A 16,302-nucleotide genomic window follows, 5' to 3' on the forward strand; every position below is an offset into this window, starting at 1 on the left:
TTCAATGAAACGCCTGTACCTGCAGGAAGTCGCCACCCGTGACGGCTTCCAGAACGAAAAGAGCTTTATCGACACCGAGCAGAAAATCGCCCTGATCGATGCGCTGAGCCAGTGCGGCTACGCCAAGATCGAAGTGACCTCGTTCACCTCACCCAAGGCCATCCCCGCCTTGCGCGATGCCGAGGCGGTGATGGCCGGGATCCAGCGCCAAAGCGGCGTGGAATACACGGTGCTGGTGCCCAACGTGCGTGGTGCCGAACGGGCGCTGGGCTGTGGCATCGACGAGGCCAATCTGGTGATGTCGGTGAGCGAGCCGCACAACCGTTCCAACCTGCGCATGACCCGCGAACAGTCGTTCGCCCAGCTCAGGGAAGTGGTGGGGGTGATCGGGCGTGGGCCGGTGGCGGTCAATGTGTCGCTGTCCACGGTGTTTGGTTGCCCGATGCAGGGGGATGTGCCGGTCGACGAGGTGCTGGCGTGGATCGGGCGGTTCGCCGAGCTGGGTGTGCGCGGCGTCACGCTGTGCGACACCACCGGGATGGCCTATCCGACGCAGGTGGAGAATTTGTCACGGCAGGTGCGCGAGCGCTTTCCCGAGCTGCAACTGACCCTGCATTTCCATAACACCCGGGGCATGGCGCTGGCCAATACGCTGGGGGCGTTGCAGGCCGGGATCGACCGCTTCGACGCGTCGCTTGGCGGCCTCGGCGGCTGCCCTTATGCCCCCGGCGCGAGCGGCAATGTGTGCATGGAAGACCTGGTGCACATGCTCCACCTGATGGGCTATGACACCGGCCTGCACCTGGACCGCGTACTGGCGGCGTCCGCCTGCTTGCCGGGGCTGATCGGCCATGCCACCCCCGGCCAGATCCTCAAGGCCGGCAAGCGCCTGGACCTGCATCCCATTCCTGCACACGTGCACAGCCTCAGCCAACAGGTAGCCCACCATGATTGATCATCTCGACCACCTGGTCCTCACCACGATTGACCTTGCCGCCTGCACAGACTTCTACACCCGCGTCATGGGCCTGCGCCTGGAGACCTTTGGCAATGGCCGCATCGCTTTCCGTTTCGGCAACCAGAAAATCAATGTGCACGAGCGCGGGCATGAGTTCGAGCCCAAGGCCCACCTGCCGGTGCCGGGCGCGCTGGACCTGTGCTTTATCGCCAGTGTCTCGCTGGACGCGGTGGTCAGCCATTTGAACACCCAGGCCTGGCCGATCATCGAAGGCCCGGTGCTGCGTACTGGCGCGACCGGGCCGATTCGCTCGGTGTATGTGCGTGACCCGGACCTGAACCTCATCGAAATCTCCGAGCAGGTGCCTGCATGAATATCGTGTTTCTCGACGGCGCTAGCCTGCCGTCAGCGTTGCCGCGCCCGGCTCAAGCCAGCGCCTGGACCGCGCGGGAAACAACCCGCCCCGACCAAGTGCTTGAAGCCCTGGCCGACGCCGACGTGGCGATCACCAACAAGGTCCGCATCGACCGCGCCACACTGGCGCAATTGCCGCGCTTGCAACTGATCTGCGTGGCGGCCACCGGCTACGACTGCGTGGACATCGCCGCCTGCCGCGATCAGGGCGTGACGGTGTGCAACGTGCCGGCGTACAGCGCGGTCAGTGTGGCCGAATCGGTTATCGGCGCCTTGTTTGCGCTGCGCCGCCACCTGCTTGCCTACCGCGCGGCGTCGGCCAGCCAGTGGCCGCAGTCGTCGCATTTTTGCGTGCACGGCGCGCCGATCCAGGACCTGCAAGGCTCGACCCTGGGCATCGTCGGGCGCGGTGATATCGGCAGCCGCGTGGCGCGCCTGGCCAAGGCCCTCGACATCAGCGTGCTGTTCGCCGAACACCGTGGCGCGCCGCAGGTGAGGGCGGGCTACACGGCCTTCAATGAGGTGCTGGCCAAGGCCGATGCGCTGACCCTGCATTGCCCGCTCACGCCCCACACGCGCTACCTGATCGGCGCCGCCGAGATCGCCCGGATGAAGCCCGGCGCGTTGCTGATCAACACCGCACGCGGGGCGCTGGTGGACGAAAACGCCGTGCTCGATGGGCTCGCCAGCGGCCGATTGGGCGGCGCGGCGCTGGATGTGCTGCACGTGGAGCCGCCGCAGGCCGACCACCCGCTGTTGCATTGCGAGCACCCCAATTTGCTGGTCACGCCCCACGTCGCCTGGGCCAGCCAAAGCAGCGTCGCACGCCTCAAGGCCGTGCTGGCCGCCAACATCGAGGCATTCGCCGCCCACCGACCGATCAACGCGGTGACCTGAAGCTCCAGCAACTTCCCTCATAAAACCTATAGGCAGAGCCATGACAAAAATAATCAGCTCGTCCGTCGACTCCGTGAATCAGGCGCCGGCACGGCGCAAACCGCTGTACCAGCACCTGTATGTGCAAGTGTTGGCGGCCATTGTGCTGGGGGTGATCCTCGGTCACTTCAGCCCGGGCCTGGGCGAACAGATGAAGCCCTTGGGCGACACCTTCATCAAGCTGATCAAGATGCTGATCGCGCCGATCATCTTCTGCACGGTGGTCAGCGGTATCGCCGGCATGCAGGACCTCAAGCGCATCGGCCGCATCGGCTTCAAGTCGCTGGTCTACTTTGAAGTACTGACCACCATCGCCCTGGTGGTCGGCCTGATCGGCGTCAACCTGTTCAAGCCGGGCGCCGGCATGCACATCGACCCGGCCAGCCTCGACGTTTCGGCCATCGCCGGCTACACCAAGGCGGCTCACGACCAGAGCGTGGTCGGCTTCCTCACGCACATCGTGCCCAGCACCGTGTTCGGTGCGTTTACCGATGGCGACATCCTCCAGGTGTTGTTCATCTCGGTGCTGTTTGCCTTTGGCCTGCAACTGCTGGGCGACACTGGCAAGCCGTTGCTCAACACCATCGACCTGGTGGCCAAGGCGTTCTTCCGGATGCTCAAGATCGTCATGTACCTGGCGCCGCTGGGCGCGTTCGGCGGCATGGCGTTCACCGTGGGCAAATACGGCGTACAGTCCCTGGGCGCCTACGTGAACCTGCTGGTGTGCTACTACGTCACCGGGCTGGTATTCGTGTTCGTGGTGCTCAACCTGGTGGCGCGGCTGGCCGGTTTCAGCCTTTGGAAGTTCCTCAAGTACATCCGTGAAGAACTGGTGCTGGTGCTGGGTACATCGTCGTCCGAATCAGCCTTGCCGCGCCTGATGGGCAAGCTGGAAAAGCTCGGCTGCGAGAAGTCCACTGTCGGCCTGGTGGTGCCGTCCGGTTACTGCTTCAACCTCGACGGCAGCTGCATCAACATGACGGTGCTGGCGATCTTCATTGCACAGGCGCTGGACATTGACGTGTCGCTGTATCACCAGGTGACCCTGCTGTTGATTCTGCTGCTGACTTCCAAAGGCGCGGCGAGCGTGACGGGTGGTGCGTTTATCACCCTGGCCGCCACCCTTGGCTCGATCGATGTGATCCCGGCGGCGGGCCTGGTGCTGGTGTTGGGCGTGTACCGCTTTATCTCCGAGGGTGGCGCACTGATCAACGTGATCGGCAACGGCGTTGCCACGCTGTTCATTGCGCGCTGGGATGGGGCGTTGGATCGTGAGCAGCTCAAGCGTGAGTTGGGGTAGGGCACAGGCTGGGAAATGTACGCCGCTGTACACTCGCTGTGCACCACGCAGCGTGGGGTGTAGAGTGGCCGGCAATTCCCAGGCAAAGGTGACCACTGGATGGCGCAATCGGCAAAACCGCGAGGCAAGAACCAGGACACGGGCTGGCGAGGCTCGGTCGATGTGTGGCTGGACGCGGCCTACGCGGCCCTGAAAGAGTCCGGTATCGACGCCGTGCGCGTGATGCCACTGGCCAAGCAGTTGGGCTTGTCGCGTACCAGTTTCTATTGGTTCTTCGAGGACCGCGAGCAACTGCTCGCCGCCTTGCTGGCCCGCTGGCGCGACAAGAACACCGGCAACCTGGTGCACCAGTGCGAGCGTTACGCTGAAAGCATTTCCGAAGCGATTCTCAACGTCTTTGAATGCTGGCTGAACCCGCAGCTGTTCGACTCGCAGTTCGAATTTGCCGTGCGCAGTTGGGCCATGCAGTCGGCAGAAGTCAGTGCGGAAATCGCCCTGGCCGATGACACCCGCATCAGCGCCCTGACCGGCATGTTCCGGCGCTTTGGCTACGATGACGAGGCCGCCGATGTGCGTGCGCGGACCATCTACCTCACGCAGATCGGCTACATCTCGATGAACACCAGCGAGGACGTGGTAGTGCGCTTCCGGCGTATTCCCCAGTACGTCAGCGTGTTCACCGGCAAGGCCTTGAAGCGGCGTGAACTGGACCGCTTCTTCGGGGCGTTTGGCTACGCCGAGACCGCACCGGGGGAGTTTGAACCGCTTTAGAGGTCCTTGACCAACCGCAACGCGTCGTAGATCGCCGCATGGGTGTTGCGTGCGGCCACCGCATCGCCGATGCGGAACAGTTGGAAGCGACCCTCGGGGTTGGTCACCAGGTGCTGCGCGTTGCCGGCGATCAAGTCGTGCTGCTCGACCGCGCCGCCGTTGCTGGAATGCCCACGCAGGTCGAAGTACAGGTCATCCAGCGGCAGGGTGCCGTGGTTGACCACCACCTGGTCCACCACCCGCTGCTTGTGCACCGTGCCGTAGTCACTGCCGAAAGTGACCAGCAGCCGACCGTCGCGTTGCTCCACCGTCTCGACCCGATAGGTCACGGTAAAGGTCACGTCCAGGTCCTGCAGGCTGCGCATGTAGGGCACCAGGTTCATGGCCATGACTTCCGGCGCGAACGAGCGGTCCGGGGTGACGATTTCGACGCTGGCACCGCTCTGCGCAATCACCTCGGCCGCTTGCAACGCCGCGTGGTCGCCGGCGTCGTCGAAGATCAGTACATGGCGCCCCGGCTTGACGTCGCCGGAAATGATGTCCCAGGTCGACACCACCAGCTCATTGCCCTGGGCCAGCACCTCGGTGTGGGGCAGGCCGCCAGTGGCCACGATCACCACGTCCGGCTCAAAGCCCAGCACCGTCTCCGCCTCGGCCCAGGTGTTGAAGTGGAACTTGACCCCGAGGCGTTCGCACTGGCCCATGCGCCAGTCGATGATGCCGATCATCTCGCGGCGCCGCTCGCTCAGGGCGGTCAGGCGGATCTGCCCGCCAGGCCGGTCCGCCGCTTCCAGCACCGTGACGTCATGCCCGCGCTCCCCAGCGACCCGCGCTGCTTCCAGCCCGGCAGGTCCCGTGCCGACAATCAGCACTTTGCGCCGCACCGCCGCCTTGGGAATGGCATGGGGCATGCTGGTTTCGCGACCGGTGGCGGGGTTGTGGATGCAGTACGCGGCACCGCCCTGGTAGATGCGGTCCAGGCAGTAATTGGCGCCGACGCAGGGCCGAATGTCTTCTTCACGCCGTTCGATGATCTTGCGCACGATATGCGGGTCGGTCATATGGGCGCGGGTCATGCCGACCATGTCCACCTTGCCTGATGCGATGGCGTAGCGCGCCGTGGCGACATCGGGGATTTTCGCCGCATGGAAGGTGGGGAACCCGGTAGATGCGCGAATCTCGCCGGCAAAATCCAGGTGCGGCGAGTTGCGCATGCCCTGGATCGGGATCACATCGGTAAGGCCCGCGTCCGTGTCGATATGCCCGCGCACCACATTGAGGAAGTCCACCAGGCCGCTGTCCTTGAGCATGTGCGACACCTGCAACCCTTCGCAGGCGCCGAACCCGCCCGGCAGCGCCTCGTCGCCGGTGTAGCGCACGCCGAGCAGGAAGTCTTCACCGACCCGCTGGCGAATGCCGCGCAGGATGTCGAAGGTAAAGCGCATGCGGTTTTCCAGCGAGCCGCCGTACGGGCCATCCAGATCGTTGGTGAGCGGCGACCAGAACTGGTCCATCAAATGCCCGTAGGCTTGCAGCTCCAGGCCATCCAACCCGGCGGCCTGCATGCGCTCGGCCGCGTCGACGTAGTCTTTGATGATTCGCTCGATGTCCCAGTCTTCCAGCTTCTTCGGGAAGGAACGGTGCGAGGCCTCGCGCCGGTGTGAAGGCGACACCACTGGCAGCCAGTCGGCCTTGTCCCAGCGTGTGCGGCGGCCCAGGTGTGTCAGCTGGATCATCACCGCCGCGCCGTGTTCGTGGCACTCGTCCGTCAGATCCTTCAGCCAGCCGACCACTTCATCCTTGTACGCCAGCACGTTGTTGAACACCGGCGGGCTGTCCCGCGACACCGCTGCGGAGCCTGCGGTCATGGTCAAGGCCACACCGGCCTTGGCGCGTTCGACGTGGTAGGCGCGGTACAGCGCCTGCGGCATGCCGTCCACCGGGTAGGCCGGTTCGTGGGCCGTGGTCATGATCCGGTTGCGCAGTGTCAGGTGCTTGATCTTGTAGGGCTGCAGCAGGGGATCGCTGGACATCAGAGTGTGCTCCGTCGTGGGCATCATCAGGCTTGGCGATTTGAAATTAGGGTAAATGTACATAGGTGTCAATTATTGGTATCAGACATGTACATTTTTATTGCGGCCTGCTGATGTTCTCCAAATGATGCAGGCGCGGGAGAGCACGGCGGATAAGGTGGTGGCGGCGTGTTACGCAGCGAGCAAGGCGCGGTTCGAGGGGATGTTCAGGTTGTAGTGAGCGGGCTCATTGTGGCGAGCGCTTGTTGTGGTGAGCAGGCTTGTTGTGGTGAGCGGGCTTGCCCCGCGTTGGGTGGCGAAGCCGCCCCAAAACCCTACACCTCGGTGTGTCTGAAGTAATAGGGGGCGCCTGGATGGGGCTGCTTCGCAGCCCAACGCGGGGCAAGCCCGCTCACCACAACAAGCCCACAAACCACAACAAGCCCGCAAGCCACAACAAGTGCACTCACCCCAGCGTCAGGCGTATGAACTGCCATGGGCTGCTCTCAACAAATCGCGCACGGCATCGGTGCGCAGCAGCAGGGTCATCTGCGCCTCGTCGATCACGATTTCCGCGATGATCAACGCGCAGATCAGCGGCGCGGTCACGAACCAATGGCACCAGCATTGGGTTGCCAGCGAAACGGCTACGCCGATGATCCACAGCGCCAATACCCACTTGGGCGCGCGCTGTTGCAGCGGCACCCACAACCGCTGCAGCCGTTTCAGCCGGGCAGTGTGCAGTTTCAACGACTCTTCAAGGAGTGATAAGGACGAATTCATTTCTCACGCTCGCTGAGCTATCCGGGCGTGGCTGGGAAAGGGATTGCCCAGCCACGACAAGTTGATGCATTCAACTTCGATCCAGTGCCCGTTTCCAGGCAGTGCTGCACAGCTTTTGAATGCAACGCACATACCCTCGGTGTCCAATAGGACAAAGCATCGATAGCACCGGGTTGTTCTGAACATCATGGAAAAGATGCGCATGGTGGGGCCTGGTTTACTTAAAGATTCCAACTGAGTTCAAACAGCGTTCCGCCGTTTTCCATTTTCCGGCACGTCACCGCACCGCCGTGGGCGAGGGCAATCGCGCGCACCACCGCCAGGCCCAGGCCGCTGCCACCCTGGGCGCGGGACCGCGAGTTTTCGCCGCGCTGGAAGGCATCGAACAGGTGCATGGCCAGGTCCTCATCGATCCCGGGGCCATCGTCGCGCACCCTCAGGTAGTGCATGCCATCGCGCGTGCTCAGGTGCACGTTGACGTTGCCGGGTGTCGCGTGTCGACGCACGTTGTCGAGCAGGGCCAGCAGGGCCTGGCGGATCCGGGCGGGGTCGCAGCGCAGGGTGCGGCGTTGCAGGTCCAGTTGCAGGGTAAAACCGGCGGCGACCAGGCTCGGTTCGAACAGCCGCACATCCTCTTCAATGCCGGCGGCCAGGTCGGCGTCTTGCACGTTGAGTTCGAGGTAGCCGCTGTCGCCCAGGCCCACCACCCGCAGGTCCTCGATCATCCGCGCCAGCCCTTCGACCTGACCGAGCAGGCTGTAGAACTGCGCCGTATCCGGTTCGAATACACCCTCGGCCAAGCCTTGCAGGCGGCCGCGCAGGATGGTCAACGGCGTGCGCAGTTCATGGGCAATCGCCGCATTCCAGAATGCCTGCTCCTGGGCCATGCGCTTCAAGCGCTGGGCCATGCTGTTGAAGTCATCCACCAGGATCGCCGCTTCACCGATGGACTGGTCACCGGCGACGGCTTGCACGTCGAGGTCGCCATCCGCCAGTTTGCGCAGGTTCTCGGCCACCGAGTTGAGCGGCATCAGGATCCGCCGCGACAGCCGCGTGGCCACGAAGGCACCCACCGCCAGGCTGACGCAGGTGGTCAAGGCCATCCACGCCCACTCGACATTGGCCGGCAGCCAGGCATCGGCCTGCTCGTCCGAGAGCGGCCAGTAGGTCCACAACAGCGCATAGAACACGTAGGAGCCGATCACGGCCAGGGCGATCACGCAGAGCACCACCGCCGACATGGCCGCAATGATCTGGCGGCTCAAGCCATTGAGCTTCTTCACACGCCACTCCCGAACCGGTAGCCCACGCCGCGAATGCTCGCCGGCACGCCCTGCAGCCCCAGGTCTTCGATCTTGCGGCGCAACTTGCTGATATGGCTGTCGACCGTGCGTTCCAGGCTGTCGCTTTCCGGTGAGCACAGCGCCAGCAATTCCGCGCGGCTGAACACGCGCTTGGGTGCCCGAGCCAACTGGGCGAGCAATTTGAATTCGGTGACGGTCAGCAGCAGCGGCAACACCTTGCCCTCGATATTCAGCGTGACCTGATGGCTTTCGATATCGATTTCAAACCCGTCCACCCGCAACACATTGGCACCGGCGGCATATTTGTAGTCGATGGAGCGTCGCAGCACGGCCTGGGTACGCGCCACCACCTCGGCCGGGTTGAACGGCTTGACGATATAGTCGTCGGCACCGATGCGCAGGCCCATCAGCTTGTCCATGTCCTGGTCCTGGGCGGTCAGCATGATCACCGGCGTATTGCCGCGATGACGCACCTCGGCCAGGACCTTCCAGCCATCCACGTGCGGCATCAGCACGTCCAGCAGCATCAGGTCCGGCTTGAGCGTCTGGTGCAATTCCAGGGCGCGCCGGCCGTCGAGGGCGTGGGCGGTACGAAAACCGCTGCGCTTGAGGTAGGCGATCAGGATGTCGGCGATCTCGGGCTCGTCTTCGGCGATCAGGATCAGCGCCTGGGTGTCTCGGACGCTGTTCGGACGGGGCGTCGATGTAACGGGGAAATCGTTCATAGTCTGCTCGGTGAATAAGCCTTGTCGTGTTTGCCGCTCCCTGGCCACGCGTTCAAGTGTTGATCATAGCTTCTGGGTGAGGGCGCCCAACATCTGGTTGGCGGTGGAAATCACTTTGGAGTTCATCTCATAGGCCCGTTGCGTGGTGATCATGTTGACCATCTCTTCAACGGTGCTCACGTTGGAGGTCTCCAGGGACCGTTGCAGGGTGGTGCCGAAGCCATTGAGCCCCGGCGTACCGACCTGTGGCGCGCCGCTGGAGGCGGTCTCCAGGAACAGGTTGTTGCCGATTGCCTGCAAGCCCGCAGGGTTGATGAAGTCGGCGGTCTGCAGGTTGCCGATCACTTGCGCAGCGGGGTTGCCGGCCACGGTGATCGACACCGTGCCATCCTGGCCCACGGTGAAGGTCTTGGCGTTGTCCGGCACCACGACGGCCGGTTCCAGCGCAAAGCCACTGGCCGTGACCACCTGGCCATTGGCATTCAGGTGAAAGGTGCCGTCGCGGGTATAGCCGGTGGTGCCGTCCGGCTGCAGCACCTGGAAAAAACCGCGCCCGTTCACCGCCAGGTCCAGCGGTTGCGCGGTGGTCTGCAGGCTGCCGGCGCTGAAGTTTTTCTGGGTGCCGACGATCTGCACGCCAGTGCCCAGTTGCAACCCCGACGGCAGTGCAGTGTTCTGTGTCGACTGCGCACCCGGCTGGCGCTTGATCTGGTAGAGCAAGTCCTGGAACTCGGCGCGATCACGTTTGAACCCAGTGGTCGAAACGTTCGCCAGGTTGTTGGAAATCGTCGTCAGCTGCGTGTCCTGGGCCGACAAGCCGGTTTTTGCGACGTACAGGGCTGGAATCATGCCGTTCTCCGTGTGAACCCGGTCGACCGGGCACTCTGATGAAACCTATTGTGCGCAACGAACGTGCGCATTCAGGGGAGGTTTTGTGGAGGAATGATGGAGAGCGGCATTTTTTGTTGGCCCTGATCACTTCAATCCGGGTTCGATCAGGCCGGCGACGCCACGTCCGATGACTTCCGGGTAGCTGTGTTCGGCATCCAGGTTGGTCAGCACCACCACCGTCAACCGGTCGTCGAGGTAGCGCGCGATGGACGAGGTAAAGCCTTGCCAGGAGCCGCCGTGCTCGACCACGGGGTGGCCGTTGATCGTGCGGATTTCCCAGCCGAACCCGTAGCCTTGCGCCCGCTGTTTGCCGGCGTAGGGGTAGGGCGTCCACATCCGTTGCAGCGAGGCGTGTGTCAGCAGGGTTTCATCGTAGAGGGCGCGGTCCCAGCGCTCCAGGTCGCGGACAGTGAAATAGAGCGTACCGTCAGCCGTGGCATTGAAGGTCGGCGACACCCATTCCTGGTTCCTCAGCTCACCGTCGACCCGCTCGTAGCCCGCCGCCCGGTTGGGCACTATCTCAAGGTCCGAGATGACCCGTGATGAGCGCATACCCAGCGGTATGAAGATGCGCTGCTGGAGAAACTCACCATAGGGCTGCCCGCTGACACGCTGGATCAGGATGCCGAGCAGCACGAAATTGGTGTTTTCGTAGGCCCAGTTCTGCCCGGCCTTGAAGTCCAGCGGCAGCTTGGTGATCGCCTTGGCCAGCTGCGCTTCGCTGAAGTCGCGGCGTATATCCAATGGGCCACCGGGCTTTTGCAGCGCTGGTGTGTCGTAGGCGGACAAGCCGGACGTGTGGGACAACAGATGGGCGACCGTGATCGGCGCCCAACTCGCCGGTGCCTCGGGGAAGTACGTGCGGATGCTGTCGTCCAGGCCGACCTTGCCTTGCTCCACCAGCATCATGACCGCCGTTGCGGTAAAGGATTTACCCACCGAGCCGGATTGCAACACGCTGTCGGCGCTCATGGGCACGTTGAGTTCCACATTCGCCAGGCCATAGCCCTTGGCGAGCACGGCCTGGCCGTTTCGGTAGATACCCAGGGCCAGGCCCGGCAACTGCTGCCGGGTTATTTCTGCGTTGACATAGCGGTCGATGGCCGAGCGCTGTTCGTCCGTGAGCGGCGTGGCTATCGCCAGGGGCGCGGACATCAGCAGGATGCTCGCCGCAAGGGTTCGGAACATGGGCACCTCTGAAGCGTTTTTGCGGTTTCAGGAGGCGCCAGTGTGCGCGAGGGGGGTGGATGTTTGCGGGAGGTTTGATGGAGGGTGCATGTAGTTGATAGGGCCAGCCCTCACTGGGGGTGGGTGAATTTCACCTACCTGTTGGATGTTTATCGAGCGTGTGGGCAAATGATCATCTCGACAGAGTGGATTTAGCCTTTGATTTGGTCGGCTGGCGTGCCTAGTACTCGATGCAACTCTCCAGCGAGTGCGATCAGCTGCTGTTCCAGCGCTTCGACTTCGCAAAGGCTGATTCCCTCCTTGATGACTTGCAGGGTTTTGGCTTTTCTCGTCGGTGCGGATCCGAGGTTATGCGCGTCTTGGGAAACCAACACTTGGCGCAGTAGGTTGTTGATCACGGTTTGATAACCCGTACCTGCATTTTCCGCTCGCTCGCGGGCGGCTGCGATCACCGCATCATCCAGCATGATAGTGATGCGGGTTTTGCCTTTGTTGCTGGCGACTGCACCTCGCTTGCCGGAGCTGAAGTCGTATTCGTCTTTCATGGTTCAAGCCTCCAAGTACTGGCGTCGTTCATTTTTGGATGCACGCCTGGCACTGATAATCCGTACGAAATTTGGATCGCGGTAGGTGTAGGCCACTACCAATACGCGTCCCTTTGCGTCCGTACCCATGATTATCCAACGCTCTTCGTCGTGATCATTGTCTTGTATGGTTAGAGCGGTCTCGTCGTAAAACACCGGTTCTGCATCGGCAAGGCTCACGCCCTTGTGCTTTTGCTGATTAGCGATGCTTTTTGCTTTGTCGTATTGAATCCTGAAAGTTCTCATTATGCATATTTTATATGTATATAAAAGCAATTGGACAAAGCGACAGTCAGGGCATTGGTTCAGCGTCTGCGGGTCCCGATTTGGGTACGCACATCCCTACCTATCAGTGAGGGATCGATTTTGAGGAGGGTGCCCGCGTATGTCCGTGCGTAACCGGTGATCCGTTAAGTAGTCAGATTCCGATTCCATAGCCAGATAAGGTCTTATGTCGATATCAGACCAACCCCCGCCGTTTCCAGGCTATTTTCGCGCCGGTCAGCCCGCGTAAGGTGACTCATCATTCAAAAATGATGATCGCCTGACCCTCCAGTCAGTCCTCACGCCGATCACCGAGAACAACAAAAACAATGAATAGCCTCCATTCCAGCGACTCGAACGGCCAGTTGGCGCAAGGCTTCAAGCCGCGCCATGTCACCATGCTTTCCATTGCGGGGATTATCGGCGCGGGGTTGTTTGTCGGGTCCGGGCATGCGATTGCGGCGGCGGGGCCGGCGGTGCTGCTGGCCTATCTGTTTTCCGGCCTGCTGGTGGTGCTGGTCATGCGCATGCTGGGGGAGATGGCGGTGGCCAACCCGGACACCGGTTCATTCTCGACCTACGCCGACCAGGCCATCGGCCGGTGGGCCGGCTTTACCATCGGCTGGCTGTACTGGTGGTTCTGGGTGCTGGTGATTCCCATCGAGGCCCTGGCCGCCGGGCATATCCTCAACCAGTGGTTCCCGCAGATCGACGCTTGGCTGTTTGCCTTGTTGTCGATCTTTTTGTTGGTGGTCACCAACCTGTTCAGTGTGTCCAAGTACGGCGAATTCGAGTTCTGGTTCGCCATGGCCAAGGTGATCGCGATCATCGCTTTTATCGGCGTGGGCTTTGCGGTGCTGATGGGCTGGGTGCCGGAACGTGAGGCCAGTGGGCTCGGCCAGTTGATGCAGGACCATGGCGGGTTTGCGCCCAACGGGCTGTCGGCGGTGGTCGGTGCCTTTATCACCATCATGTTCAGTTTTATCGGCACCGAAGCGGTCACCATTGCGGCGGCCGAGTCCAGCAACCCGGCGCAGAACATCGCCCGGGCTACGCGCTCGGTGATGTGGCGCATCGGGGTGTTCTACCTGTTGTCGATCTTCGTGGTGATCTCCGTGGTGCCGTGGGATGACCCATTGCTGGCCTCGGTCGGCTCCTATCAGCGTGCGTTGGAATTGATGAACATTCCCCACGCCAAGCTGCTGGTGGACGTGGTGGTGCTGATCGCCGTGGCCAGTTGCATGAACTCTTCCATCTACATCGCCTCGCGCATGCTGTTTTCCCTCGGCAAGCGTGGAGATGCACCCGCGCTGATGAACAAGACCTCGGCGGCGAGTGTGCCGAGGGCGGCGGTGATCGCCAGCACCATTCTCGGCGCGGGCGTGACCCTGCTCAGCTACTTCATGCCGGCGGGGCTGTTCCAGTTCCTGTTGGCCAGTTCGGGGGCCATCGCCTTGCTGGTGTACCTGGTGATCGCGGTTTCGCAGTTGCGCATGCGCAAGATCCTGCGCCAGCGCAAGGTCACGCTGAGCTTCCAGATGTGGTTGTTTCCGTGGCTGACCTGGCTGGTCATCGCGTTTATCTGCGCGGCCTTGACGGTGATGCTGTTCACGCCCGAACACCGTTTCGAAGTCTCTTCGACCTTCGTGCTGGCCCTGATAATTTCCTTGATCGGCTTGCTCACGGCGCGGCACCCGGAACCCACGCAAAAACCAGTGGCCGCAGTTTCGCAATCATGAGTGGCCGCCCGGTCAGCAGTATCGTTTTCCTGCTGCTGGACCAGTTCACCCTGATGTCGCTGGCGGCGGCGGTGGAGCCGTTGCGCATGGCCAACCAGCTCTCGGGCCAGGAGCTTTACACGTGGCACACGGCTAGCCCGGACGGCAACCCGGTGTGGGCCAGTGACGGTGTGCCCATCACGCCTGACGGTTCGATCCTCAGTGTGCCCTCCGCCGAGATTGTGTTGGTGTGTGGCGGCATCGGCATTCAGGGCACCGTGACCGGCGAACTGGTCAAGTGGCTGCGCGGCCAGGCGCGTTACGCCAAGCGACTGGGGGGCATTTGTACGGGCAGCTTTGTGTTGGCGCGGGCCGGCTTGCTCGACGGGTATGAATGCAGCGTGCATTGGGAGTGGTTGGCGGCGATGCAGGAGGCCTTTCCACGGGTGACGGTCAGTTCCAGCCTGTTCAGCCTCGACCGCGACCGGCTCACCAGTTCAGGCGGCACGGCGCCCCTGGACATGATGCTGCACCTGATCGGCCGTGATCACGGGCATGAACTGTCGGCGGCGATCTCGGACATGTTTGTCTACGAGCGCATCCGCAACGAGCAGGACCACCAGCGCGTACCCCTCAAGCACATGCTCGGCACCCAGCAGCCCAAGCTGCAGGAAGTCGTGGCATTGATGGAAGCCAACCTGGAAGAACCGATCAACCTGGATGAACTGGCGGCGTATGTCGCGCTGTCGCGTCGCCAGCTCGAGCGCATGTTCCAGAAGTACCTGCACTGTTCGCCCTCGCGCTACTACCTTCGCTTGCGGCTGATCCGCGCGCGGCAGTTGCTCAAGCAGACACCGATTTCAATCGTCGAATTGGCCGTGCTCTGCGGCTTTGTGTCCACGCCGCATTTCTCCAAGTGCTATCGCGAGTACTTCGGCGTGCCGCCCAGTGACGAGCGTTCCGTCACGGACAGCGAGCGGTCCATCGTGCTCAAGCCGGCGTTGCACACATTGCCGGCGCCCGCGCCAATGAATGTATTGGAGCAGGCGCGGGGCGAGGCAACGTTTGCCAGTGTGAAAAACCTGAAGCCCTGAACTCAGCGCATATGCAAGATGATCGGGCTGCTGCTCGCCGGGTCGGTGTGCCCGCGCAACTTGCTCACCGCCTTCACATCCACCGCGCCGCCGTTGTTACCCCAGGTGCCGCGCACATAGCTGAGCACCTCGGCGATTTGCGGGTCGGTCAGTTGCTCACGGAACGCCGGCATGCGATAGGCGTCCGGCACGCCAGCCGTCACCACGCGTTGCGAGCCGTTGAGGGTGATGTTGATGGCTGAGGCGCTTTCCTTGGCCAGGGCCGAGGTGGCGCCGGCCAGGGGTGGCATCCATTCGGGCTGGCCCTTGCCGTCAAGGCCGTGGCACGAGGCGCAGCGGGTCGCGTAGGTGTTGGCGCCGGGGGTGTCCGGGTTGGCGGCGACCGCCTGATACTGCCAGGGAGTGCCGTCGCGCTGTGGGTCGCCGGGCAGTGACTTGAGGTAGCGGGCGATGGCGGCCAGGTCGTCGTCCTGCATGAACTGCGTGGAGTTGTTGAAGGCTTCGGTCATCGAACCGTAGACCACCGCATGGGCATTGCGCCCGGTCTTGAGGAACTGCACGATCTGCGCCTCGTCCCAGCGGCCCAGTCCGGTGTTGGGGTCCTGGCGCAGGCTCGGTGCATACCAGCCGTCGAGCAGGGCGCCGGCAAGGAACGGCGCACCTGACTCATCCAGTGCCTTCTCGTTGAAGGCCAGCCCGCGTGGCGTGTGGCAACTGCCGCAGTGGCCGGGGCCTTGGACGATGTAGGCGCCGCGATTCCACAGCGCGTCCTGGTTGGGTTTGGCCGCGTACGGCGCGGTCGGTGCGAACACGCCGTTCCACAGGGCGATGGGCCAGCGCAGGTTGAGCGGCCACGGAATATCACTGGGGATATTCGGCTGGTTGGCCGGTTGTACGCCCTGCATAAAGAACGCGTACAGCGCTTTCATGTCGTCGTCGCTGAGCTTGACATAGGAGGGGTAGGGCATCGCCGGGTACAACCGTCGACCACCCGGCGCGACGCCATGGCGTACCGCGCGGTCAAAGTCGGCCAGGCTGTAGGTGCCGATCCCGGTGGTTTTGTCCGGGGTGATGTTGGTGGCATGGATCGCCCCCAACGGCGTGGCCATTTCCAGGCCACCGGCAAACGGCGCCTTGCCCGGCAGGCTGTGGCAGGCCACGCAGTCGCTGACACGCGCGACATATTCACCGCGGCTGACCAGAGCCGGCTCGAAGGTGGCGTTGGCCGGTGTTTGTGCAAACGGTGTAGCGGGCTCACGGGTGACGTACCAGGCCAGCAGGCCTGCGGCGACCAGGCAGGGCAGCGCCAGCCAGCCTGCGGTTCTTGCGAATCGACGGTTGTTCATGGGCATTTCCTGAA

At 62.7% G+C, this 16,302-nt stretch carries 16 protein-coding genes; 7 read left to right on the forward strand and 9 right to left on the reverse strand.

Annotated elements, in window-relative coordinates:
* Positions 1–4 precede the first annotated feature (4 nt).
* The 5 genes from M2497_RS12020 to M2497_RS12040 all read left to right on the forward strand — a co-directional run bounded on the left by M2497_RS12020 (position 5) and on the right by M2497_RS12040 (position 4,379).
* Positions 5–955, forward strand: coding sequence for a hydroxymethylglutaryl-CoA lyase (locus M2497_RS12020; protein ID WP_248487695.1), 951 nt, complete (start codon positions 5–7; stop codon positions 953–955).
* The gene (locus tag M2497_RS12025) at positions 948–1,331 is read left to right on the forward strand and encodes a VOC family protein (protein WP_179029012.1); all 384 of its coding nucleotides are present in this window, start codon (positions 948–950) and stop codon (positions 1,329–1,331) included. The genes M2497_RS12020 and M2497_RS12025 overlap by 8 nt, the downstream gene beginning before the upstream one ends.
* Positions 1,328–2,269, forward strand: a complete 942-nt coding sequence (locus M2497_RS12030) for a D-2-hydroxyacid dehydrogenase (protein WP_248487696.1) — start codon at positions 1,328–1,330, stop codon at positions 2,267–2,269. Before M2497_RS12025 ends, M2497_RS12030 begins: the two co-directional genes overlap by 4 nt.
* A 40-nt stretch (positions 2,270–2,309) precedes the next feature.
* Entirely contained in the window at positions 2,310–3,608 is a 1,299-nt protein-coding gene (dctA, locus tag M2497_RS12035; RefSeq protein WP_248487697.1) for a C4-dicarboxylate transporter DctA, read from the forward strand.
* Between the two features lie 99 nt (positions 3,609–3,707).
* Positions 3,708–4,379 carry a TetR/AcrR family transcriptional regulator gene (locus tag M2497_RS12040; RefSeq protein ID WP_248487698.1) on the forward strand — a complete coding sequence of 224 codons (672 nt, stop codon included), beginning with the start codon at positions 3,708–3,710 and terminating at the stop codon, positions 4,377–4,379.
* Here M2497_RS12040 and M2497_RS12045 read toward each other — a convergent pair.
* The 8 genes from M2497_RS12045 to M2497_RS12085 form a co-directional block, all read right to left on the reverse strand.
* Positions 4,376–6,412, reverse strand: a complete 2,037-nt coding sequence (locus M2497_RS12045) for an NADH:flavin oxidoreductase (protein ID WP_248487699.1) — start codon at positions 6,410–6,412, stop codon at positions 4,376–4,378. The genes M2497_RS12040 and M2497_RS12045 overlap by 4 nt on opposite strands.
* Before the next feature lie 456 nt (positions 6,413–6,868).
* Entirely contained in the window at positions 6,869–7,174 is a 306-nt protein-coding gene (locus M2497_RS12050; RefSeq protein ID WP_248487700.1) for a hypothetical protein, read from the reverse strand.
* A 221-nt stretch (positions 7,175–7,395) separates the two neighbouring features.
* The gene (locus M2497_RS12060; protein ID WP_058427071.1) at positions 7,396–8,457 is read right to left on the reverse strand and encodes an ATP-binding protein; all 1,062 of its coding nucleotides are present in this window, start codon (positions 8,455–8,457) and stop codon (positions 7,396–7,398) included.
* The gene (locus M2497_RS12065; RefSeq protein ID WP_248487702.1) at positions 8,454–9,203 is read right to left on the reverse strand and encodes a response regulator; all 750 of its coding nucleotides are present in this window, start codon (positions 9,201–9,203) and stop codon (positions 8,454–8,456) included. Before M2497_RS12065 ends, M2497_RS12060 begins: the two co-directional genes overlap by 4 nt.
* 63 nt (positions 9,204–9,266) lie before the next feature.
* Positions 9,267–10,052: a flagellar basal-body rod protein FlgG gene (flgG, locus tag M2497_RS12070; RefSeq protein WP_248487703.1), complete on the reverse strand. Its 786-nt coding sequence runs from the start codon at positions 10,050–10,052 to the stop codon at positions 9,267–9,269.
* A gap of 126 nt (positions 10,053–10,178) precedes the next feature.
* Complete coding sequence (locus tag M2497_RS12075; RefSeq protein WP_248487704.1) at positions 10,179–11,282, reverse strand: serine hydrolase domain-containing protein; 1,104 nt, start codon at positions 11,280–11,282, stop codon at positions 10,179–10,181.
* Positions 11,283–11,473: 191 nt separating this feature from the next.
* Positions 11,474–11,827 carry a BrnA antitoxin family protein gene (locus tag M2497_RS12080; protein WP_248487705.1) on the reverse strand — a complete coding sequence of 118 codons (354 nt, stop codon included), beginning with the start codon at positions 11,825–11,827 and terminating at the stop codon, positions 11,474–11,476.
* Positions 11,828–11,830: 3 nt separating this feature from the next.
* Positions 11,831–12,112 carry a BrnT family toxin gene (locus M2497_RS12085; protein ID WP_248487706.1) on the reverse strand — a complete coding sequence of 94 codons (282 nt, stop codon included), beginning with the start codon at positions 12,110–12,112 and terminating at the stop codon, positions 11,831–11,833.
* A gap of 347 nt (positions 12,113–12,459) precedes the next feature.
* On the opposite strand from M2497_RS12085, the gene gabP reads away from it, so the two are divergent.
* Both gabP and M2497_RS12095 read left to right on the forward strand, forming a co-directional pair.
* Positions 12,460–13,869 (forward strand): GABA permease, encoded by a 1,410-nt coding sequence (gabP, locus tag M2497_RS12090; protein WP_248487707.1) that lies wholly within the window; start codon positions 12,460–12,462, stop codon positions 13,867–13,869.
* Positions 13,866–14,942: a GlxA family transcriptional regulator gene (locus M2497_RS12095; RefSeq protein ID WP_248487708.1), complete on the forward strand. Its 1,077-nt coding sequence runs from the start codon at positions 13,866–13,868 to the stop codon at positions 14,940–14,942. The genes gabP and M2497_RS12095 overlap by 4 nt, the downstream gene beginning before the upstream one ends.
* 2 nt (positions 14,943–14,944) lie before the next feature.
* Here M2497_RS12095 and M2497_RS12100 read toward each other — a convergent pair whose 3' ends face one another.
* A complete protein-coding gene (locus M2497_RS12100; RefSeq protein ID WP_248487709.1) occupies positions 14,945–16,288 on the reverse strand; it encodes a cytochrome c in 1,344 nt (447 codons plus the stop codon).
* Between the last annotated feature and the right edge of the window lie 14 nt (positions 16,289–16,302).

The organism is Pseudomonas sp. CYM-20-01, assembly GCF_023169845.1.
In the GTDB taxonomy this organism is placed as follows: Bacteria; Pseudomonadota; Gammaproteobacteria; order Pseudomonadales; family Pseudomonadaceae; genus Aquipseudomonas; species Aquipseudomonas azotoformans.